The sequence below is a fragment of the Mesorhizobium liriopis genome (assembly GCF_024053505.1).
GTDB lineage: Bacteria > Pseudomonadota > Alphaproteobacteria > Rhizobiales > Rhizobiaceae > Mesorhizobium_B > Mesorhizobium_B liriopis.
On the sequence record NZ_JAMXQS010000005.1, the window covers coordinates 35,634 to 56,430 of the forward strand.

General features: G+C 55.5%; 19 protein-coding genes and 1 pseudogene. 16 read left to right on the plus strand and 4 right to left on the minus strand.

Annotation, left to right across the window (positions count from 1 at the left end; all coding sequences use genetic code 11):
- Positions 1–93 precede the first annotated feature (93 nt).
- Entirely contained in the window at positions 94–942 is an 849-nt protein-coding gene (locus NGM99_RS10160; RefSeq protein ID WP_252818550.1) for an aminoglycoside phosphotransferase family protein, read from the plus strand.
- 97 nt (positions 943–1,039) lie between these two features.
- Here NGM99_RS10160 and NGM99_RS10165 read toward each other — a convergent pair.
- Positions 1,040–1,793, minus strand: a pseudogene (locus NGM99_RS10165) (IS5 family transposase).
- Positions 1,794–1,934: 141 nt separating this feature from the next.
- Between NGM99_RS10165 and NGM99_RS21930 the strand changes: the two are divergent.
- The 5 genes from NGM99_RS21930 to rfbB all read left to right on the plus strand — a co-directional run bounded on the left by NGM99_RS21930 (position 1,935) and on the right by rfbB (position 5,850).
- Positions 1,935–2,231 (plus strand): transposase, encoded by a 297-nt coding sequence (locus NGM99_RS21930; protein WP_435371419.1) that lies wholly within the window; start codon positions 1,935–1,937, stop codon positions 2,229–2,231.
- Positions 2,165–2,692, plus strand: a complete 528-nt coding sequence (locus tag NGM99_RS10170; protein WP_435371424.1) for an IS5 family transposase — start codon at positions 2,165–2,167, stop codon at positions 2,690–2,692. Before NGM99_RS21930 ends, NGM99_RS10170 begins: the two co-directional genes overlap by 67 nt.
- A 586-nt stretch (positions 2,693–3,278) precedes the next feature.
- Positions 3,279–4,211 (plus strand): glucose-1-phosphate thymidylyltransferase RfbA, encoded by a 933-nt coding sequence (gene rfbA / locus NGM99_RS10175; protein WP_252818551.1) that lies wholly within the window; start codon positions 3,279–3,281, stop codon positions 4,209–4,211.
- Positions 4,208–4,786: a dTDP-4-dehydrorhamnose 3,5-epimerase gene (rfbC, locus tag NGM99_RS10180; protein WP_252818553.1), complete on the plus strand. Its 579-nt coding sequence runs from the start codon at positions 4,208–4,210 to the stop codon at positions 4,784–4,786. The genes rfbA and rfbC overlap by 4 nt, the downstream gene beginning before the upstream one ends.
- Positions 4,783–5,850 carry a dTDP-glucose 4,6-dehydratase gene (gene rfbB / locus NGM99_RS10185; RefSeq protein WP_252818555.1) on the plus strand — a complete coding sequence of 356 codons (1,068 nt, stop codon included), beginning with the start codon at positions 4,783–4,785 and terminating at the stop codon, positions 5,848–5,850. The genes rfbC and rfbB overlap by 4 nt, the downstream gene beginning before the upstream one ends.
- Positions 5,851–5,978: 128 nt before the next feature.
- Here rfbB and NGM99_RS10190 read toward each other — a convergent pair whose 3' ends face one another.
- Positions 5,979–6,860 (minus strand): glycosyltransferase family 2 protein, encoded by an 882-nt coding sequence (locus NGM99_RS10190; RefSeq protein WP_252818557.1) that lies wholly within the window; start codon positions 6,858–6,860, stop codon positions 5,979–5,981.
- A 149-nt stretch (positions 6,861–7,009) separates the two neighbouring features.
- A complete protein-coding gene (locus tag NGM99_RS10195; protein ID WP_252818559.1) occupies positions 7,010–7,924 on the minus strand; it encodes a glycosyltransferase family A protein in 915 nt (304 codons plus the stop codon).
- A 251-nt stretch (positions 7,925–8,175) separates the two neighbouring features.
- Here NGM99_RS10195 and NGM99_RS10200 point away from each other — a divergent pair, with 251 nt between their 5' ends.
- The 5 genes from NGM99_RS10200 to NGM99_RS10220 all read left to right on the plus strand — a co-directional run bounded on the left by NGM99_RS10200 (position 8,176) and on the right by NGM99_RS10220 (position 14,722).
- A complete protein-coding gene (locus tag NGM99_RS10200) occupies positions 8,176–9,117 on the plus strand; it encodes a 6-hydroxymethylpterin diphosphokinase MptE-like protein (RefSeq protein WP_252818561.1) in 942 nt (313 codons plus the stop codon).
- A gap of 143 nt (positions 9,118–9,260) precedes the next feature.
- Complete coding sequence (locus tag NGM99_RS10205) at positions 9,261–10,853, plus strand: ABC transporter ATP-binding protein (protein WP_252818563.1); 1,593 nt, start codon at positions 9,261–9,263, stop codon at positions 10,851–10,853.
- Positions 10,853–11,716: an ABC transporter permease gene (locus NGM99_RS10210; RefSeq protein WP_252818565.1), complete on the plus strand. Its 864-nt coding sequence runs from the start codon at positions 10,853–10,855 to the stop codon at positions 11,714–11,716. Before NGM99_RS10205 ends, NGM99_RS10210 begins: the two co-directional genes overlap by 1 nt.
- A gap of 2 nt (positions 11,717–11,718) precedes the next feature.
- On the plus strand, positions 11,719–13,533 hold the full coding sequence (locus tag NGM99_RS10215; protein WP_252818567.1) for a hypothetical protein: 1,815 nt from the start codon (positions 11,719–11,721) through the stop codon (positions 13,531–13,533).
- 4 nt (positions 13,534–13,537) lie between these two features.
- The gene (locus NGM99_RS10220; RefSeq protein ID WP_252818569.1) at positions 13,538–14,722 is read left to right on the plus strand and encodes a DegT/DnrJ/EryC1/StrS family aminotransferase; all 1,185 of its coding nucleotides are present in this window, start codon (positions 13,538–13,540) and stop codon (positions 14,720–14,722) included.
- A 23-nt stretch (positions 14,723–14,745) separates the two neighbouring features.
- Here the strand turns inward: NGM99_RS10220 and neuC are convergent, their stop codons facing one another.
- Entirely contained in the window at positions 14,746–15,990 is a 1,245-nt protein-coding gene (gene neuC / locus NGM99_RS10225) for a UDP-N-acetylglucosamine 2-epimerase (RefSeq protein WP_252818571.1), read from the minus strand.
- A gap of 238 nt (positions 15,991–16,228) precedes the next feature.
- On the opposite strand from neuC, the gene neuB reads away from it, so the two are divergent.
- The 5 genes from neuB (at position 16,229) to NGM99_RS10250 (ending at position 20,780) form a co-directional block, all read left to right on the plus strand.
- Entirely contained in the window at positions 16,229–17,260 is a 1,032-nt protein-coding gene (gene neuB, locus NGM99_RS10230; RefSeq protein WP_252818573.1) for an N-acetylneuraminate synthase, read from the plus strand.
- 85 nt (positions 17,261–17,345) lie between these two features.
- A complete protein-coding gene (locus NGM99_RS10235; RefSeq protein ID WP_252818574.1) occupies positions 17,346–18,671 on the plus strand; it encodes an N-acetyl sugar amidotransferase in 1,326 nt (441 codons plus the stop codon).
- A 32-nt stretch (positions 18,672–18,703) separates the two neighbouring features.
- Positions 18,704–19,480, plus strand: coding sequence for an imidazole glycerol phosphate synthase subunit HisF (gene hisF, locus NGM99_RS10240; RefSeq protein ID WP_252818576.1), 777 nt, complete (start codon positions 18,704–18,706; stop codon positions 19,478–19,480).
- Entirely contained in the window at positions 19,477–20,109 is a 633-nt protein-coding gene (gene hisH / locus NGM99_RS10245; protein ID WP_252818578.1) for an imidazole glycerol phosphate synthase subunit HisH, read from the plus strand. The genes hisF and hisH overlap by 4 nt, the downstream gene beginning before the upstream one ends.
- An 8-nt stretch (positions 20,110–20,117) precedes the next feature.
- On the plus strand, positions 20,118–20,780 hold the full coding sequence (locus NGM99_RS10250) for an acetyltransferase (RefSeq protein ID WP_353937399.1): 663 nt from the start codon (positions 20,118–20,120) through the stop codon (positions 20,778–20,780).
- Positions 20,781–20,797 lie beyond the last annotated feature (17 nt).

A 20,797-nucleotide genomic window follows, 5' to 3' on the forward strand; every position in this document is an offset into this window, starting at 1 on the left:
TGGGCGATCCTGCCGGTGGAGGCAGCCACTGCCCTTCGGCCCCTTACTAAGTGGCTTGCAGGACGGTTGGAGGCAGTCCCAACCGCAAATAAGATGCCCCGTTACTTGCGAGGCCTCGTTGAAGACGGAGAGCCAGCTTGGTTCATCAAAATTGTTAGCGATAAGGAGCTTCCTGCCGCTCGCTTGGAAGCCGATTTAGCTCATTCGCTATCAACTGAGGGGGTTGTCACGCCGCGTTTTGCTGCAGAGATTGCCCTTGAGGGCGACATGAGCGCAATGGTATTCCGCTGGATAGAAGGAGCACATCCGACAGCCGGGGCAGTAGATTTTGCTCGACTAGGAGTCAGCCTCAATCGATTGCACCATGCTTTTGCAAATGTTGCTGACCGCTTCTCAATTGAAGCACGAACGACTTGCCGGCTCACCGAAATGGAGGAGTTAGCAGTCTCCGGACGATTCGAACAGCGCTGGGAGGGTTGTGAACATAAGCGTTTTGCCCTTGAGATGCGGGACGCCTTCTTGACGCACCTAGGGAGCATGAAGTGGGAAAGCGGCGCTATTCATGGCGACCTCAACCCAGGCAATATTATCCAGAACGGAGATACCTTCGCCTTTCTAGACTTCGAAGATGCCCTACACAGCCGCCTGTGGCCTGGGCTAGATCTGGCCAAGATTATAGAGCGCCTTATCCTGCCCAGTATCGCCGAAAAAGGACGTTGCGCAGCAACGGGAGACTTACTTGCGCTACTTTTCGGCTACGGTCTAAATAATTGGCCCAACAATAGTCCGTCGATCCAAGAAACTGTTCATTGGCACATTGGCCTGTCGGTGCTTGTGATTACACAGGGACTTCCAGCAAACTCAAGCGTCGCCATCAGTGAGATTAAAAAATTCATAAAAATAGCAGAAATTCTAAAAAAATACAATAATTTATTACAATAAACGCTCAGATTCGACGTTAATTCCATTATTCTTCGGTATTGGACCAAGCCTTTCATTCAAGAAATCTCCTATTTCAGCTAGGTTCAGGACTCGTTGATCACATCCAGAAGATCACGGCTGCGGCGGTGCGGATGGCTGAGAAGAAGGTGTGGGCGCATCGATCGTATCGGGTTGCGATACGTCGCCAGTCCTTGAGCTTGGCGAACAGGTTCTCGACCTTGTGGCGCCGCCGATAGAGCGCCTTGTTGTAGGGATAGGGCGTTTCCGGCTCCGGCTCGATGGAATGCAGGGCTCCACGCCCTTGGTGACGAGCGCCTGGCGGAATGCGGCGCTGTCATAGTCGCGGTCTGCGATGAGAATCTTGGCCGGCGGCAGGGCGTCGAGCACGAGGCGCGCGCCCTTGTGGTCGCTCATCTGGCCTTCGGACAGCAGCATGGCGATTGATCGGCCTTCGCCGTCGCAGACGGTATGGAGCTTGGAGTTCAGCCCGCCTTTTGCTCGCCCGATGCGGCGGGGAACAGCCCCTTTTTGCGAAAGCTCGCCGCCGTGCGGTGCGCCTTCAGGTGCGTGGCGTCGATCATGATCCGCTCAGGCTTCGGCCCCTCGCCGGCGAGCCCCGCGAAGATGCGGTCGAACACGCCCATCCGGCTCCAGCGGATGAAGCGGTTGTAGAGCGTCTTCGGCGGGCCGTAGCCCTGGGGCGCGTCCTTCCACTGCAAGCCGTTGCGGATGACATGGACGATGCTGCTCACCACTCGGCGGTCGTCGACCCGCGCCACGCCGTGAGACAGCGGAAAATACGGCGCGATCCGCGCCATCTGAGCCTCGCTCAACAGAAACACATCACACATCCAAGCCTCCCGTTCCGGAAGACCGTGAATCACGCCTCAACTCAAATTAATAGGTCCTGAGCCTAGGTAGGGGACCCATCCAACATATTGCCATGATTGGCTGTTTCCGTCTGGCATTGGGTCCTTGGATGAAAGGCGACCATGCGTGATCTGTTCTGGCTGTCGGACGAGGCGTGGGCGGTGTTGGAGCCGCATCTGCCGAAGAACCAGCCAGGCAAGCCGGGTGTCGATGACCGGCGAGTGATCTCGGGCATTCTGCATATTCTAAAGACCGGCGGGCGCTGGCGGGATGTGCCGCCTCAGTACGGGCCGGCCAAGACGCGTCTCACAACCGCTATACTCGCTGAGCAGGGCGCGGCGTCTGGCAACGCATCTTCGCCAAGGTCGCAACGGCTGGTGCCGTTTCGGACGAGCTTTGCCTCGACAGCACCCATGTGAAGGCACATCGCTCGGCTTCAGGCGGAAAAGGGGGAGTTCAGCCAAGCGGTCGGCGTCTCGCGTGGTGGCCGAACAACGAAATCCATTGTCTGGCCGATGCTTGTGGCCGGATCGTCGCCATCGCCCTGCCGCCCGGCAACATCGCCGACATCACCATGGCGCTGCCGCTTCTGGAGGCCATGCCGCCAACCCAGCGCCTCATCGCCGATAAGGCCTATGATGCCGACCGTCTGCGAAACTGGCTCGTCGAACGGGAGATCGAACCCGTCATTCCCGGGCGAGCCGCACGCGATGTCGTCTACCCGTTGAACCGCAGAGCCTACCGCCGGCGCAACATCATCGAGCGCATGTTCGGCAGGCTAAAAAACTGGAAGCGCATCGCAACCCGATACGATCGCCTCGCCATCAACTATCTCGCCGCCATCGCTCTGATCGCGACGGTCACTCAATGGCTTGGGTGAGTCCCCTACCTAGGTCAATCGCAGACTCAACGAGAGCAAGCTTTCCGAGCCCATAACGCGCATCCTATCGTCGAAGTTGATCGGGGCATTCACGTTCCAGTCGAAGCCCCCCCCGTGCGGCGATGGATTCGGTCGCTCAGATCCGACAAGTAAAAGGGCGCGGTGTGGTGTGACCGAAATGTGGCGCTACCCCCGCGGCAAAGCGGAACCCACCGATACTTCACTGCGTCCGCATTCTACAGACAGAATGCAGCAGACTTGTCAGGGATATGTCCTGCCCGCAGATCCAATCCATTCGCTAAGTAGGCTACAGAAGCCAACATCTAAGTGGCAACGAGAAACATCGACAATTTTCATCTGCGATAGCCAGAAACTGACGACAACTCTAGACTAGTACGTCGTATTTCCCTCCCGATCCATCATCTGACCGAAGCGGTGGCACGCTTTAATCACAAGGGATGAGCCGTCGCACCAATCGCCTGAATGCCACTCTTGCACCGAAATCTGCAGATTGGCCGCAATCTTTGACGGATCGCCGCGCACAAGCTTTCAGCGTGGTTGCCGGCATGCTTTGGAGACTAGACTCATGAAAGGCATTGTTCTCGCCGGTGGCAGCGGCACACGACTTTATCCTTTGACGCTTGCTGTGTCGAAGCAGATGCTTCCTGTATATGACAAGCCGATGATCTACTACCCACTGAGCGTTTTGATGCTCTCGGGCATCCGCGACATTCTCGTCATCTCCACGCCACGTGATTTACCCTGTTTCAGAGCGCTGTTGGGTGACGGCTCCGCCTTTGGAATCAGGCTTTCTTATGCCGAACAAGCGCAGCCCAACGGACTGGCGGAGGCTTTCATCATCGGGCGCGACTTTATCGGCGAGGATGCAGTGGCCATGGTGCTTGGCGACAACATCTTCTTTGGCCATGGTCTGCCGGACCTTTGCCGCCAAGCGGTAGTTCGTTCTGGTGCGACGGTTTTCGCTTATCATGTTGACTCCCCCGAACGCTACGGCGTGGTGTCATTTGACGAGCGCACAGGCATGGCTGACTGTATCGAAGAAAAGCCCGTGCGACCCCGGTCGAACTGGGCGGTCACAGGGCTATACTTCTACGACAACCGAGTGGTCGATATCGCTATGCGAGTGAGGCCGTCGGCGCGTGGCGAGATCGAAATTACAGCAGTCAACAATGCCTATCTCGAAGAGGGGCAACTTAGTGTGTCACGATTGGGCCGCGGCTACGCTTGGCTCGACACGGGCACTTACGAGAGCCTGCAACAGGCCTCGCAATTCGTTCAAACCATTCAAGAGCGTCAAGGCGTGCGGATCGCTTGCCCCGAGGAAATAGCCCTTGATGCAGGCTGGGTCGCAGCAGACCACGTGCTTCATCGCGCAACTCAGATGGGCAAGACTCCTTATGCAGCGTATCTGAGAGCGTGCGCAGCGAATGCACCGCTTGCCTCAACGATCCCTACTCATCCGGGTGCCCTCCATACCCATTCGAGTACGCTACAATGAGTGTCACGGTGCGTGAACTGGGTCTCGATGGCGTCCTGGAGATATGCCCCGAGCAGTATAAAGACTCACGCGGCTTCTTCTGCGAGACGTGGAGCCAGCGATCTCATCCTGCGCTCGATAACCTCAAACCGTTTGTGCAGGACAACCATTCGCTATCTAGGGAAAAAGGCGTGCTGCGCGGTTTACATTATCAGTTGCCACCGCACGCGCAGGACAAGCTCGTGCGTGTGGTGCGCGGCGCCATACTCGATGTAGCCGTTGACATCAGGCGTGGCTCATCCACCTTTGGACGCTGGGTGGCACTCGAACTGTCGGGTGAGAAATGGAACCAAATTCTGGTTCCCAAGGGCTTCGCTCACGGCTTTGTCACCCTCGTGCCGGACACCGAGGTCATTTACAAGGTGACCGACTACTACACAGCAGAATGTGATCGCGCGATCCGCTTCGACGATCCAGACCTTGCCATCACATGGCCTTTACCAGTCGAACAGATAAGCTTGTCCGACAAGGACCGCGCTGCACCAATTCTGCGGGATGCCGAAACTTTCACCTTCCAATGCGAGCTTGCGGCATGAACATCCTTGTCACTGGTGGCGCAGGCTTCATCGGCTCAGCTCTTTGTCGTCATTTGGTCAATGAGGTAGGCGCCTTCGTCGTCAATCTCGACAAACTCACCTACGCCGGCAACCTTGCCTCTCTAAGTGCAATTGCTGAGCGGACGAACTATCGCTTCGTTCATGGCGATATCGGCGACCAGGCACTGGTTGCCTCTTTGCTGTATGAGCATCAAATCGACATTATCATGCATCTGGCAGCTGAGTCCCATGTCGATCGCTCGATCGACAAGCCAGAGACCTTCATCGAAACCAACGTCGTCGGCACCTTCCGTCTGCTCGACACTTGTCTCACCTATTGGCGTGGGCTCGCTAGTGAAAAGAGAGCAAACTTCCGATTCCACCATGTGTCAACAGATGAAGTTTTCGGCGATCTTTCTATAGGGGATGACCGCTTCACTGAAACCACGCCTTACGCGCCCTCCTCACCCTACTCGGCCTCGAAGGCTGCATCCGACCATCTCGTGCGAGCTTGGGCACGGACTTACGGCCTACCAGTAGTGCTATCCAATTGCTCCAACAACTACGGCCCCTTCCACTTTCCCGAAAAGCTCATTCCGCTCACTATCCTTAACGGGTTGGATCAAAAGCCAATGCCAGTCTACGGCACGGGTGCTAATGTACGCGATTGGCTGTTTGTAGAAGATCATGCCCGTGCGCTCGCCGCCGTTGCAATCCGGGGACAGTTAGGCGAGAGCTACAACATTGGTGGTGACGCTGAGCAGACTACTCTGGAAGTCGTCCATGCCGTCTGCGATCTGCTTGATCAGCGCCGCCCACGCATGCGTGGCCGATCCCATCGCGATCTGATCCACTTCGTATCCGATCGCCCCGGCCATGATCGCCGATATGCGATTGATGCATCTAAGATTAGAGCACATCTCGGCTGGAAACCGCGAGAGAGCTTCAAGACAGGCCTTTCAACGACAGTCGATTGGTATTTTACTAATACCGCCTGGTGGAAGCCGCTGCGTAACGGCACCTATGCTGGTGAACGCCTAGGCACTCTCATTGCTGCAGAGTAACCTCCAAACCGACGAAGAGCGCTCTGGCGCAGGGAAATCGCCAAAGCCACCTATATTTGCGTAGAAATATGAAAACCGAGGAAGAGAAATAATTTTCGGATAAATGGTACAATATTTTCTCTGTTATTTTATTGGCATTCAATAAATCTACAGAGCCTCTCATGTCTCCACCAATTGCGGAGGGGTATTCGTGTTCGGGGGCAATGATAGAATGAACGACCCAGCATTAGCGCGGCTCGCCCCCACATTCCGGCATTCAAATAGGCTCTCGCGCGCTCCAAGTTAAGATATGCAAGAGCAGACTGCCTCTCATGCTTCTCCAACTGTTGTAAAGTTGCGAACTTCATAGAAATTAATTCGACCGCAGCATCGACAGCAAGCGGGCGCGCATTTGTGCCATGCGCAATCTCGGCTCCAAGCACTTCCGCAATAACAAGGCGTCCTCCTGCCAAAGCGAAACGAAGAAACCACTCGTAATCTTCCAGCCGTTGAAGATTCTCATCAAAGCCGCCGACCCTACGAAACGCCTCAGCAGACACGAGCAACGTTGAACCAGGCGCAAACCAGCAACCGGCAAAGAAATCAGCGCGTTCACGCGAGGCAACTGGCATGCGGCTTCGGATAGGCTGATTATTAACCGTCTCGCGCCAACCGCAACCAATCGCAACGAGACATTCATCTCCAGCCTTCAGCAGTTGCCTCTGCGTATGTAACTTGCCCGGAAGCCAACGATCATCAGAATCCAGAAAAGCAACGAATTTGTTACGGGCATGGGCGAGACCCAAGTTGCGAGCACCTGCAGCGCCAAGGTTCGTTTCACTGCGAACAAGTTGAAGCGGAAGCTTTCCGACATTTGTTACATCGATGCTGATCGGCGGAGCCGATGCATCATCAACGATAATGATTTCGTCACCGACCTGAAGTTCGTCGCTTGCAGAACGCACCGCATTCATTATTGTACTGTGACGATTAAAGGTAGGAATGATTACGGAGATCGAATCTTCGGTCATTATTGGCCCTTGTAACGATCCGTTTTCCATCAAATTTATTTATGAGAATATAAATCTTCGTCGCCTAACTCATACAACCTATCTATCGAGCGCCGAATTAGCGGCAAGACACGCCGCTACTGCATAATAAAGATGCATAACAGTAATGATTATAAGCGTCGGATTTTTGAGAAGATATGCTTCGTCAATCGGCTCTTGTAAAACTGTGATAAAATTCGTTCCGTTTTTACAGAGCCTCTCATTAGCTCCCCAAATGCAAGCAGCCAACCGGTACCTATAAGTCCTTTATCAATGTCACGCCGCAACATGGTGTTTCTAAAAAACGCATTCTCCTCATCAAAGTTGGTTGTTGATCTTGAATTGCCATGGACACTTGATCCGTCCTCACGCTGGTGAAATCTCGCCAGAACCTGGTCCAAGAGCTTGATGTCATATTGACTTAGGAAACGCAGCAGGAATTCATAGTCCTCAAAGACCTCTAACTCGGCATCGAACATACCAACGCTCTCTAAAGCTTTCCGGCGAAATAGAATCGAGATCGGCGGAAGCGTCTGATTGACCGCCTGCGACGCTAGGCTGATGGCAGCGACTTCCGGATAGTGGAGAGAACGCGACATAGCTGAATAGCCGGAAGAGTGCGACGACGGTTTCTCTAATATCCTTTCACATCTCGTAGCCACAGCGCCTACTTTTGGCGTGCGCAACAGCGTTTCCGTCGTAATACGATAAAAGTCTGGATGGATTGTGTCGTCATCGTCGTGGATATGGATGTATTCGCCAGTTGCGGCCTTTAGACCCTCGTTTGCAGCCAGAGCTCGATGACCGGCATGCGAATGAATGAGCTGCGGTCGAAGTCTTCCCTTTCTGGCTGTCAACTCGCAAAACCGCTGGAGGGGTTCGTCCATGCTCACCTCAGCGTCATTCACGATGAGCCATGTAATCTCGAAACCGCCTGACGCAGCTTCGATGCTCGACCCACAACGCCGAAGAAACGGCTCGTGGCCGAGCGTACGTGTGATGACGCTGATACTTCGGCCGCCCAACTGAATATCCTTCTCGTACATGCGACATAATTCCAATCTTTTAGAAGCCGCTGCTGCGATCAGCGCTTTGCGACATCCGACCTTCTGGTCCGAGCAGCGCCGCCACCTGAAAGCCCTTGGCAAAAGGCGGTTGCCGCGTCACCATTCCGCGGTGTATGTGAGCGCGAAAGTTATCGGCACCGCTCCCAGTATCATCGGAGACTAACCCGAGCTAGCGCTGTAACTGATTGAGAGCGCCCGACCAGCGTAGATTTTGAGGATACAAACAGTATATGCAGTCCGAAGCGCTCCAGCAGAGACTGGACCGTATCTTGCTAGAGACCGGATATACGGGAGCAGCTGGGCGTGCCTTCAGCCGTGTGTTATTTAGTCTATCAGAGCAATTAGATCGGGCGGCCTCAGCGGTTGTATGCGCCCTGCCCCCTCGTCTTCTAACCCGCAGCGCTGATCGGCAACTTCTCAAACGCAACCGGGAACTTTTCGGCCGTCACGCGGGCCAACGCTGCTTCATCCTGGGTAATGGACCGTCCCTGTTGAAAGAAGATGTAGGGTTGCTGTCAGATGAAATCTGCATCACCGTCAATCAGGGTCACCGATTTACGGAGCGCGCTGGACTACAACCGCGCTACCATGCGGTTGTCGATCCAATTCATATTTCGGACGAGTACAATCACCTGTTTAAGGAATGGGCTGCTCTAGAACGAGACTGCGGCACGACGTTGCTCCTTTCCACTCAAATTGCCGATCGCTTTGCGGCACTAGGTCAGCCCACCGCACATTATGCAGTCAAACAGTATCTTATCTCGACATATTTCGACCGAAACAACCGCATGGTCCCTATTGACCTACACTACGTCCAGCCAGGCTACGTCTCAGTAATTCACTTCTCCATTGTCGCCGCTCTCTACATGGGGTTCAGTGAGATATGCCTACTTGGTTGCGACATGGACTTCTTTATCAGACCAGAAGCCCCATTCTCTCATAGCTATGATGAGGCAAGCGTTTGCCCAAAAAGCTCTGCGGATTTATTCGGCTGGGATCAGGTCGATCTTATGGCTTGGGCTCTCGTGGAGTACCGTGCGTTTCGTCAACTCGGCCGTTTGGCTGAAAGCCGGGGAGCTCGCATCGTTAATTCCAGCGCCTATGGCGCACTGAATGTCTATCCGCGGAAGCTATTGCGAGATATTGCGTCAGATCTAAAGGTCTCGACATAAACATCATGAACCCAATTTCTGCCGCGCTTGAGAGCGCGCCCCCAGACAATTCCTTACGCACACTCTCGAGCCGGGCAACCCGAGGCGAACAGTTTACCAACCCGTCAGATACTGGCCTTTCTCGGGCCTGCTGCGATTGGCTTATGGCGATTTCAGACGCCGTGACTGCGATGGAACCAGGCGCTGGCAAATCCACATGGGAAACGCTTTACCGCGCTGCAGCGGAGCGAGGAGCCAAGGTACTCGCTCCGAGAGACACATCAGGTGTGACGCTGCCTGTCGGCTTAGAAAAAGTGCGCATTGAGGCTCCTGTGACTGACAAATCCTGGCAGATGACTCAGGATGGACTGAATTTTGATGTCGGCCCCGGTGAACGGACCCGCCTTTGGATCCAGTTACCAACCGAAATATCCGTATGGGTGCATATGCTCATCCAACCGGCCTTTAGTCCGGCAGCAGAGCCGGTTGCGGCTCTGCGCTATCTCCACGATAACGACCCCGAAGAGGTAGCTCTCCGTTTTCGCCGCTCGGGCGTGGTGGTGCATAAGGAGGTAGAAATTCCCATGCCAGCGGGTCGTCCGATGTTTTTCAGCATTGGCGTCTTTAACGGCATCTTGCACCTGCACCTCAACGGGGTGCCTGTCTACGTCAGACCTGCCCGGCATCCTTCTGCCACAAGCTTCATGCTCGACGTCATCGGCCTCGCTGAAGGCATAAGCAACCTTCATATCCCGTTCCTAGCAGTCGAAGCGCCCGATTGCTTTACCTCGACCGTGTCTGAAATCGACAGTGCGCTTCTCGCCACCGGCTACTTGGAGGCCGCGCGACATTCCTCCGTGCGGCATCACCTGCATGAAACGCTACATTCGCTTGCAAGTGCACGGCTCGCCTATGATCGGACAGATGTCGTGGAACTCATTGGTGAGAACCGCAGAGCGGAAGGCCCATTCCGCGACGTACTAGACGACCTACTGCTTGATCGGTTACCTGACACAACCGAGCGTCAAACTCTCGCTGCAAATCGACCGACACCAGTAATCCGCGTACGTGACGTGTCGATCGAACTGGCATCGAATCCTGCCGGCAAAACTTTCTCGGACTTGATAGCCAAGCGTCGCCACTCACATGTCCGACTATTGCATAATTTGTCGTTTGACGGCTTCTCGGGAGACATCATAGGGATTATTGGGCGGAACGGCGCAGGGAAGACAACTTTTTTGAAGTCTTTGGTCGGCGCTATACCGATAGCCGCGGGGCGGATCGACATTGAGGAGCGGCCCATTCTGCTGCGTCCCGGTGCCGGGATGCAGCCCGACCTTACGGGCCGCCAGAACATCTACAAGACCGGCCTTTACATGAACATGACGATGTCCGAGATAGACGCGATGATCGATGACGTCGTTCGGTTCGCCGAGTTAGAGGACCACATCGACCGGCCATTTAAATACTATTCGGACGGAATGCGAGCACGGCTCATCTTCTCGATGGCAACGGCAATGCCACGCGACATCCTTCTGCTTGACGAGTTGTTGAGCGCTGGCGACATGGGCTTCCAAGAGCGAGCGATGAAGCGCCTCCATGACTTTTTGGCGAGATCTAAGTTGGTCTTCGTCGTGCAGCACACCTTCGACTTCGTTCTGACGCGCTGCACCAAGTGTTTGCTTCTGGAAAAAGGTATTCCAGTGTACTTCGGTGAGCCCCGCATTGCCACTGAACTGTATCGAGAACTCCTGTGATGTTACAGACTGTTGTTACTGCGAGCCGCTTCGAAATATCAATTACGCCCGAAGGCATACGCCGGCGCCGACCGTCCGTTGCGGAGATTATAAACGACGCCAAACGTGGTCTCCACAAAACATATCACATTTTGCGGCTCGAACTACATCAATCTTCGTTCGGTCTTTATCTTGGCAATCTGTGGCTACTTCTTGAACCGCTGTTGCAGGCAGCAACCTATTACTTTCTTCTGACGGTGGTATTTCGTATTGGAGGAGCCGGCTCCACATTTGCATATTTCTTCGTGGCCGTTACCATGTGGCGCAGCCATGCGACCCTTGTAACAGGTGCGCCTTACTTTCTCTCAATCAAGGCCCACAACTATGTTGAGCAAGGGTTTGGCTTACCAATCGCCCTGACGGAAGTCGTCGGCAACGAGATCTTGCTCCTCTTTGTACGCCTCGCCGTTCTTGGCTTCTTTCTTATCGTCGCGGGTTACAGCCCTCAGTTCATATGGCCCGCAGTACTGCTTGTGGCAGCCGTACAGTTCACATTTTCGATGGCGATTTATGTCTGGCTATCTATGCTTGGTGTCTTGGTAAAGGATAGCGGGAAGTTTATAGGCCACATTGTCTGGCTCTGGTGGTACATGTCCCCGGGACTCTACACAATCAGCCGCATCCCAGACTGGGCGAAGTTGATTTATAATTTAAATCCGTTCGCTCATCTTATTCCAGCCTATCATTCTATTCTCTTGGCTGGCACGCTTGAGCTTAAGTCGCTTCTTAGCCTCGCGATCGTTTTCGTTATTTCCGCAGTAGTTCTTCTTATGGGGCTCGTCCGCCTGAGGCGTTTCTCTTACTCAATGGCGCAGTACATCTAGCCATGTTCAATAGCTTGAGTGGAATGATGCCGAATTTTCAGATGAGGAACATTTTTCTCACCGTGTCGGAGTACGGCGAGTTCTTCCATTTGCTCGGCTTCGCAGAAACGATGGCAGACGAGTTTGGTGTTCACCCGGTCTTCGTCTTCAAGTTCGACTACGGAGCTTTAGTAGCGCATAGCCAGATCGTTGAGGCACGCAGCTTCTCGTGGGTTTCAGAAAGGAACTCTCAGTTGCTCTTCGATATGAGCGAGTTTGATGCTGATCACGATGACTATATTCCTTCATCGATATCGGCGGGTTCACTGACAACACTGGGCGAACACATTCCACCAACCGAAGGCAAGCGGTACGGTATTTTCTATGCTGTTTACGTTGCCTGCCAAACTTTAAAAGTCTTGATCAATTTCATATCTTTGCTGCTCCTACCATTGATTCCGCTTCTGTATGTTATGTTGCATGTCTTCAGGTCAACTAACCTTGAACGCAGGAAACGTGGTGCGCGTATATTCTTTAATCCTCGGCATTCTATAAAGAGGCGGCTCCGACGCATTGAATTTTTCTTTCGTCGATTTAATCCGGTTCTAGTTATCAGCGGTCAGGACTATCCGTTGTCCGTGACCACCCTAGTGGCCAAAGTGGCAGCCGAGCGAGGCATCGAGACGGCGATCCTTCCCTTTTCTATGACGCCGACGACGAAGGAAGTTGCAGAGTCATTCGCTGCACTCGGGATCAACCGAGTAAAGAGTCCGTTCACGCGACGATTTCTGCAAGCAACGGCGCGGCAATGGCTGCATCGGTACCGGGGGCGCACGTACATGCGGCTATCTCTCACGGACATCCTCACATCGGAGCTCCACGGGCTGACACCTCCGCAACCTTGGACTCCAAACTCCGGCCGGGGCATCGTCTTCGCTTCAAGCCGTCAAAGCCTTGACTACTGCCTCTCCGCAGGCATTCCAGCAGACAAGTTACGCCTGACAGGAGCATTATGGGACGACAAGCTGGCTGGCCGGGAAACCTCATGGCAAAGCCGCCGCGCCAGACTTGTCCGCGAGATCCAACTCTCGCAGACGACATGGCAGCTCATGCAAAACCGGAACGGCCAGCGTTCGGGTAAGTTTGACCCAGATGCTTTAGTCAAGGACGATAAAAAGCTCATCATCTTCTCATGGCCGCCCAACCAGTGGCCACGTAACGCGACTGGTTTTGCGACCTACAATGACTTCAATCGCTCGCTTGTGGATATGCTGGGATCTCTTAAGTACGCGCGCTACGCCAACATTGTAATCAGCCTGCATCCAACACTCGTTGGAACAGATTACGCCAATGAAATCAGGCAGGCTGGGCTCATCGTTACCGATGCGGACCTGATCGATGTGATCGACTGCGCCGATATCTTCGTTGCAACCGTCTCCTCTACGCTTATGTGGAGCCTGCGATGTGGCACTCCGTGTGTCAACTTCGACCCATACCGCTACCAGTATCGAGAGTTTCGCGAGGCTGGAATGCTGGAAGCTGCGACAGTCCGCCAGCTCCGGCAAATTCTTCTCAGCCTCCTTACAGAGGAAGCTACATTTCATGACATAAAGGAGCGGATGCTCGCCTCACGCGATTACTGGACAATGCGCGACGGGCACAGCCGCGAGAGGATAATCGCGGAGATCAAGGCTCTCATGCATGTCGGATCACAACGGCAGAGATTGTCATTGAACGGCGCGTCGCCTTCATGGGAGAAGGAATCTGCCGTCTCTACCTCCGCCGCACTGATGGTCCAAGGCTTCAATCCGTCGGCCGAAAACAAGGAAGGGCTTTGAGATTATGATACCGCTGTGCGTCCCAAATCTCGCCGGTAACGAAGGCGCTTATCTGGCAGAATGCGTTTCTTCCACCTTTGTGTCGAGCGTCGGCCCATTTGTTTCTCGTTTCGAACACATGGTGGCGGAGGCGGCTGGCACAACGGGTGCCGTCGCCACGGCCTCCGGCACTGCAGCGCTTCACGCTGCACTGTTGGTGGTGGGAGTGCGGCCGGGCGACCTAGTAATCTGTCCGGCGCTTACCTTTATCGCCTCAGCCAACGCCATTGCGCACTGCGGGGCAAGCCCATGGCTTCTCGACATTTCGCACGAAAGTTGGACTCTCGATTCTGCCATCTTCGCGCGGGCCATCACCAAGGAGACCGTTGCAGACGGCAATGGGCGACGGCATGTGGCAAGTGGGCGACGCGTCGCTGCAGTAGTTCCTGTTTTCACACTTGGCACTCCCGCTGACATGGATCCGATCCTCGATGTCGCTTGGAATGCAGGCTTGCCGGTCGTCGTGGATGCTGCAGCCGCGCTTGGCGCCTCATACAAGGGTCGTTCCTCGGGAGATCTCGGTGCCCAGCTTACGATGTATTCCTTCAATGGTAACAAGACGGTCACGGCTGGTGGTGGTGGCGCTATAGCCGGAAGCGACCAGAAGCTGATAGACGCGTTTCGCCACCTCACGACCACAGCCCGGGTCGGGGCAGACTATGACCACGACCGTGTCGGCTACAACTATCGGATGACCAATCTACAAGCCGCTGTCGGTTGCGCACAGATGGAACAGCTGGATACATTTATCGCCGCCAAGCGGCGCATCGCAGCTCGCTATAACGAAGCCTTCCACGATGTACCCGACGCGCGACCGTTTCCGCGCCCCTCCTACTGCGAAAGTGGTGCTTGGTTCTCCGGACTTCTCCTTGACGCTGCCGACGGACCTGAACGCAGCGAGATGTTGCGCAACGGACTGCGCGCCGCCGGGATCGATGCACGCCCGTTCTGGAAGCCGATGCACTTCCAAGCGCCCTACCGCGATGCGCCACGCAGCGCGCTACCGGTCAGCGAGTACCTCTGGAACCGCATCGTTACACTTCCTTGCTCAACTCATCTGTCGGACGAAGATCAGGCGCACGTCATAGCCGAAACGTTGCGCCTCACCCACCAACCGGCACTACGGCCTGTACGCGCGGCTTCCGCGTAAGGGCGCCTCTATAAGGGCGATTCTTATCGGATGGAATCATAGAACCGCTTGGCGACGAGTTGATTATCGAGAGGGACCGAAGCCAGAACCCGCACGATCCGCTCTGCGGCACCACCATCGCCGTAAGGATTCACCATCCCTTTTAGACCTTCGCGGAAATGGGGGTTGAGGGCGCGAGTCAACGCTTCTGTAATTGGTCCACGTTCGCAGGGCGTGTCGATGACACTTGGTGCGCGCGTGCGCCCCTCCTGTCTGTCGCCAACGTTTACAGTCGGGAGATGGAAAGAGGGTGCCTCGACAATTCCACTTGACGAGTTGCCAATCATCACCGCGGCCTCCCGAAGCATAGCCAAGTAATAGAGAGAGCCGAAGTTTTCCACGATCCGGACGAGAGGCCGAGTGGCAGCGAAAGCACTGATTGCTGCACGGATCGTGTCGCTGCCGGCATCTGCGTTGGGTGCGCTGACCACGATCGGGATATCGAAGTTCGCCAGGGCCGCCAGCAGTTCACCCACTTGTTGTCGCGCATCCTCGAACTGCCGCGTCACGGGATGGAATGTCATGAGAACGGGTGATGGCTTAAGTACCAAATCGAAGCGAGCAGCAAGCTCGACGTCGGTTGGCAGTGGAGTACGCACGATTGTGTCAATACCGGGCGCACCGCTGACCATCACGCGCCAAGGCTCCTCGCCCATCCGCATGATGCGTTGACTGTACTCCTCCGTGGCGGCGAAATGGAGGTGTGCAAGTTTGGTGAGCGCGTGTCGAAACGCATCGTCGATGGCTCCGAACGACAGTTCGCCGCCGTGGATGTGGGCAATGGGAATGTTGAGAGGTACAGCCGCGGCAGCCACCGCGAACATCTCAAAGCGATCGCCGAGAACCAAAAGAATGTCGGGAGGAGATTTCGCCAGAAATTCCGCCGAAGCGAGTGTGATTTCACCCATTGCGGCGGCCATCGCCGCAGGCTGCCCAAGTGTCTCTCTGGCGCGAATGCGGGCCGCAATCGGCCGTCCGTCTGCCTCGATCTCGCGTACGGTCAGGCCCGAGCGCTCTGAAAGATGCGCGCCTGAGACAAGGAGCGAATAGTCGAGGCCAGGCTCTTCGGCGATCCGGTCCATCACTGGACGACATAAGCCGTAGTCGGAACGGCCCGTTGTAACGATTAGAATACGGCGCATAGTGGCTCCGGAGATGCGGCGAGTGTCGCTGCCCTTATCTCCGTTCAATTTGGTGAAGGCAATGATAGCACCAGCCTCGACAAACATGGTGGTTTGCTGTCTCAAATGGCATGGTTGGGCTTGGCACTTCATATAGCCCAACGATCGATCTGTTGAAGAGGCGCGCCTGTGCAGCGGGTTTGCGGGCAGCTCCTCGTTGCACTTTGCAAACTTAAAGAAAGGCATTAAGGGGTCGTTGCCGATAATGTCTCCCTTGGGATGCCTTGGATGTCACGGCGCTCCATCTGCTCAAGCGATGGATACTGTGAGGATGAACTGATAGCCGATGAATACTTTTGTAATCGCTGAGATCGGCGTCAACCACAATGGAAAGCTCGACCTCGCGCTTGAACTCGTTGAGGCCGCTGCAGCCGCTGGAGCGGATGCGGCGAAATTTCAGACATTTCGGGCGGATGCAATCACGGTGCGCAACACGGCGACCGTTGCATATCAGAAGTCATCAGGTGCGGATGATCAGCATGCAATGCTGAAGGCACTTGAACTTGGTGAAGATGAGCATGCTGTGCTCGCGGAACGCTGTCGTGAAATAGGCATCGAATTCATGTCGACGGCCTTCGATCCACATTCATTAGATCTTCTCTGTCGCCTCGGCATCCGACGTATCAAGGTGCCTTCGGGTGAGGTGAATAACGTTCCCTATCTTCGCGATTGTGCCCTTCGCGGACTCCCCATCATCTTGTCTACCGGTATGGCGGACATGGACGAAGTGAGCCGTGCAGTCGATGTGCTCCGCGAAACAATGCCATCACTGCCAGACGAGGACGAACATGGGCAGCCGCCTCTTATCGTCCTTCACTGCACGAGCGCCTACCCGACAGCTCCTGACGATGTAAACCTTCGCGCGATGCAAACGATGGGTGCCGTACTCAAAGTGCCCGTCGGGTACTCTGATCACACTGAAGGCACCTTCGTGTCTCCGACCGCAGTAGCACTTGGGGCTCGCGTGATCGAAAAGCATTTGACCCTGGACAGGGGGATGCAAGGTCCTGACCATGCCGCTTCGATTGAGCCAAGCGAGTTTAAAGCAATGGTTGCTCAAATACGTGAAGCCGAACTTATACTCGGCGATGGGATAAAAGCGCCACGTCCAGCCGAGCTGGAGGCGCGCTCACTCGTCCGGCGCGGGTTGAAGGCACGTCGCGACATACCAGCCGGCACGGTTCTTGTGGCAGACGATATCGCGATCATGCGGCCCGCCACCGGCCTTCCTCCAGAGCGCTATGATGATGTGCAAGGGCGTCGGCTCAGCATCACTCTCAAGGCTGGAGAGCCACTCGAAAGCAGTCATCTCGACTAATTAGAATATTTGAACCCATTGTGCGGCCGGCACACATGACGAGCGATGCCGGCGCTGAACGACGAGCCACAGCGGAAGAACCGAAATGACGCGCTATACCGATCCCCGACAGGATAAGATCGATCTCAAGCTCTACGCCCCCGACGCCACCCCGGAGACCACCTTCTACGGCCTACCTCGCAATATCGCGTTTTGCCGGAAGTGTGTCATCTCCAACCAGCGTCCGAACTCGGCAGTCGAGTACAAGCACACGACGGAAAGCAAGAAATCGGTGATCGCCTTCGATGAGGAAGGTGTATGTGACGCCTGTCGTAACGCTGAGCGGAAGCGGGCAGTAGTGGATTGGGATCGCCGTCGTCACGAGCTTCAAGTCCTGTGCGACAAGTATCGCTCGCGGAATGGCTCATACGATTGTCTAGTGCCCGGGTCGGGCGGCAAGGACAGCTTCTACCAATCATGGATGCTGAAGTATGAGTTCGGCATGAACCCACTGACTTGTACTTGGGCCCCGCACATTTACACCGATTGGGGTTGGCGCAACTTCAATCGCTGGATCCATGCCGGCTTCGACAATTATCTACTTACTCCCAACGGCCGCGTAAAGCGGCTAATGACGCGACTGGCAGTGGAGAATCTTTTCCATCCGTTTCAACCCTTCATTATCGGCCAAAAAGGTTTTGCCCCAGCTTTTGCGCTGAAAATGGGTATTCCTCTGATCTTCTACGGTGAGAACGAAGCTGAGTACGGGAATCCGATTGCCGACAACGAGAGCGCAAAGCGCGATTATGACTATTTCAGTCAGGCAAGCGACGAGGAAACCTATCTTGGCGGCGTGTCCGTTGCCGATCTCGTCGAGAATTTTGGTTTGCGCCGCGCCGACCTCGCTGCGTATATGCCCTCAGATCCGCGGGAGTTAGAGCGCAACGGCGTCGAGGTCCACTATCTCGGCTACTATTTGAAGTGGCACCCCCAGGCAGCCTATTACTTCGCCGTCGAAAATGGTGGCTTCGAGGCCTCACCCGAACGCACCCCTGGCACCTACTCCAAGTACAACTCCATCGATGACCGTATCGATGATCTTCATTACTACACGACCCACGTGAAATTTGGCATTGGACGCGCCACTTACGATGCTGCGCAGGAGATTCGCTCGGACGACATCGAACGTGAGGAGGGCGTCGCTCTCGTGAAGCGCTACGATGGCGAGTTTCCGGATCGTTTCGCTGACGAACTCTTCGAGTATCTAAGCGTACCAGAAGCGCAGTTCCCAGAAGCCTCGCGTCAGTTTGCGTCGCCAACCATGGATCGTGCTTATTTCGACGCGCTCGCCAACCGTTTCCGCTCGCCGCACCTTTGGACCTTCGACAACGGCCAGTGGCGGCTGCGCCGTACCGTGTATCAGGAAAACTGAAACGTGGTGGCTTCCAACAAGAGGCAGGTAGAATGAATAGGCGTCTCATCGCCCGTCTCGATGTCAAGATGGAACATCTGATCAAGGGCGTACACCTTGAGGGCTGGCGCAAGATGGGGGACCCGAGAGAGCGAGCGCGCGCCTACTACTCTCAAGGCGCGGATGAACTTCTGTACATGGATGTCGTCGCCAGCTTGTACGGGCGCAACAACTTGTCAGGCATTGTCCGGCAAGTCGCTTCAGAAGTGTTCGTGCCAATCACCGTCGGTGGCGGCATCCGTAGCCTCGACGCGGTTCGCGAACTTCTTTCCGTCGGCGCGGACAAGGTGGCCGTCAACACCGCTGCAACGATCGATCCCACTATTCTCAGCGTCATCTCTGACACTTATGGATCACAGGCAACTGTTCTTTCCATCGAGGCCAAGCGTCAGCCAAATGGGGGATGGGAGGCGATGACCGACAATGGTCGCAACCATTCTGGCCGTGACGCGGTCGCTTGGGCGGTTGAAGGTCAGAAGCATGGCGCGGGTGAAATCCTGATTACCTCCATCGATCAGGATGGAACTGGTCGCGGCATGGATGCCGCACTAATAGCGAGTGTCGCGCGTGAGGTTGACATCCCTGTAATCGCTTCCGGCGGCGTTGGAGCCGCAAGCGACGTCGTCAAAGTACTGTCGAACCCTGATGTCAGCGCTGTCGCGATCGCCGGAGCGCTGCACCGCGATAAGCTTACGCTCGCTGACGTTCGCACGGCTTGCCGATCGGCAGGTATAGCGACCCGCTCCACTGAACTTGAGGTAGCTGAATGAGCGCGCGCACTGTCGTCGTCGACTACGGCATCGGCAATGTCTTTTCCGTTTGCAATGCGTTGCGTGCGTCGGGCATTGATGCTGAACTGACTGGTTCGTTATCTGCGGTCCGAGATGCGGACCGCGTGATCCTACCAGGCGTCGGCGCGTTCGCTCGCGCTATGGATGCGCTCAATGAAAAGGGGTTGTCTGATACGTTGCGTCGTTATGTCGATACAGGTCGCCCATTCCTCGGTATCTGCATCGGCATGCAAGTCCTTATGGAGCGCAGTGAAGAATTTGGCGAGCACGCGGGTCTCGGCTTCGTGCCGGGAAGCGTCGAACGTATTCCGGACACCGCATCGAACGGTGATCATCTCCGCGTTCCCCATATAGGTTGGGCACCGCTCCATGGCAGCAAGAGCTGGGAAGAGACATCGTTATCAGATGTCGCCGATGCCGCCGTGTACTTTGTCCATTCGTATCATTGCGTACCGAACGATCCCACTCATCGTATCGCGCACGCTGACTACGGCGGACGCAAAATCACTGCGGCTATCCGACAAGAGAACATTTTTGGAGTGCAGTTCCATCCCGAGCGTAGTGGTGACGCTGGCCAGAAAGTTTTACGGGCCTTTACGGCGCTGTGACGGATACCGTGACACCTCGCATCCTCTGCTTCGGCGCCGGCGGTCACGCTGCAGTTGTAGTGGACCTCCTCCAGTTAATCCAAGCACGCGGCGAGGCTGAACTACTTGGACTTGTTGCCGAACCGGGCGCCGAGACCCATGTTTTGGGAGCGCCGATTGTAGGAAGCGACGCCGCGCTGGTCTCGCTTGCTACCACGCTCGGTGCAACGCACTTCGTTGTAGCCATCGGCACGATTCGAGGTGGGGCCACGCTGCGCATGCGCCTTTTCGAGATGGGTGAAGCGGCAGGCTTGCTACCTTTCGTGGCAATTCATCCGACGGCAGTAGTGTCTGCCCATGCAACAATTGGGCCTGGCAGCGTTGTCATGGCAGGCGCAGTGTTGCAGGCTCGCGTTCATGTCGGTCGGAATGCAATCCTCAACACACGCTGCTCTATAGACCATGATTGCATTGTTGAGGATCACGCCCATCTTGCGCCGGGCAGCGTACTATCAGGCGGCGTGCGCGTTGGCATCGCTGCGCATGTAGGAACCGGCGCTGCTGTCATGCAAAATATATGCATCGGAAGTGGCGCGACGGTCGCGGCGGGCGCCACCGTGGTACGAAACTGCGCTCCTTACGCAACCATCGCTGGAACGCCGGCCCGCCTTGTCCATGCGGCTCAGTCCTAATGCCTTTGCTTGGAACT

Bases quoted from the DNA above. Each gene is read 5' to 3' on its own strand.
- NGM99_RS10160 (WP_252818550.1), top strand. From the start codon at position 94: ATGCCCCGTTACTTGCGAGGCCTCGTTGAAGACGGAGAGCCAGCTTGG.
- NGM99_RS21930 (WP_435371419.1), top strand. From the start codon at position 1,935: ATGCGTGATCTGTTCTGGCTGTCGGACGAGGCGTGGGCGGTGTTGGAG.
- rfbA (WP_252818551.1), top strand. From the start codon at position 3,279: ATGAAAGGCATTGTTCTCGCCGGTGGCAGCGGCACACGACTTTATCCT.
- rfbC (WP_252818553.1), top strand. From the start codon at position 4,208: ATGAGTGTCACGGTGCGTGAACTGGGTCTCGATGGCGTCCTGGAGATA.
- rfbB (WP_252818555.1), top strand. From the start codon at position 4,783: ATGAACATCCTTGTCACTGGTGGCGCAGGCTTCATCGGCTCAGCTCTT.
- NGM99_RS10190 (WP_252818557.1), bottom strand. From the start codon at position 6,860: ATGACCGAAGATTCGATCTCCGTAATCATTCCTACCTTTAATCGTCAC.
- NGM99_RS10195 (WP_252818559.1), bottom strand. From the start codon at position 7,924: ATGTACGAGAAGGATATTCAGTTGGGCGGCCGAAGTATCAGCGTCATC.
- NGM99_RS10200 (WP_252818561.1), top strand. From the start codon at position 8,176: ATGCAGTCCGAAGCGCTCCAGCAGAGACTGGACCGTATCTTGCTAGAG.
- NGM99_RS10205 (WP_252818563.1), top strand. From the start codon at position 9,261: ATGGCGATTTCAGACGCCGTGACTGCGATGGAACCAGGCGCTGGCAAA.
- NGM99_RS10210 (WP_252818565.1), top strand. From the start codon at position 10,853: ATGTTACAGACTGTTGTTACTGCGAGCCGCTTCGAAATATCAATTACG.
- NGM99_RS10215 (WP_252818567.1), top strand. From the start codon at position 11,719: ATGTTCAATAGCTTGAGTGGAATGATGCCGAATTTTCAGATGAGGAAC.
- NGM99_RS10220 (WP_252818569.1), top strand. From the start codon at position 13,538: ATGATACCGCTGTGCGTCCCAAATCTCGCCGGTAACGAAGGCGCTTAT.
- neuC (WP_252818571.1), bottom strand. From the start codon at position 15,990: ATGTTTGTCGAGGCTGGTGCTATCATTGCCTTCACCAAATTGAACGGA.
- neuB (WP_252818573.1), top strand. From the start codon at position 16,229: ATGAATACTTTTGTAATCGCTGAGATCGGCGTCAACCACAATGGAAAG.
- NGM99_RS10235 (WP_252818574.1), top strand. From the start codon at position 17,346: ATGACGCGCTATACCGATCCCCGACAGGATAAGATCGATCTCAAGCTC.
- hisF (WP_252818576.1), top strand. From the start codon at position 18,704: ATGAATAGGCGTCTCATCGCCCGTCTCGATGTCAAGATGGAACATCTG.
- hisH (WP_252818578.1), top strand. From the start codon at position 19,477: ATGAGCGCGCGCACTGTCGTCGTCGACTACGGCATCGGCAATGTCTTT.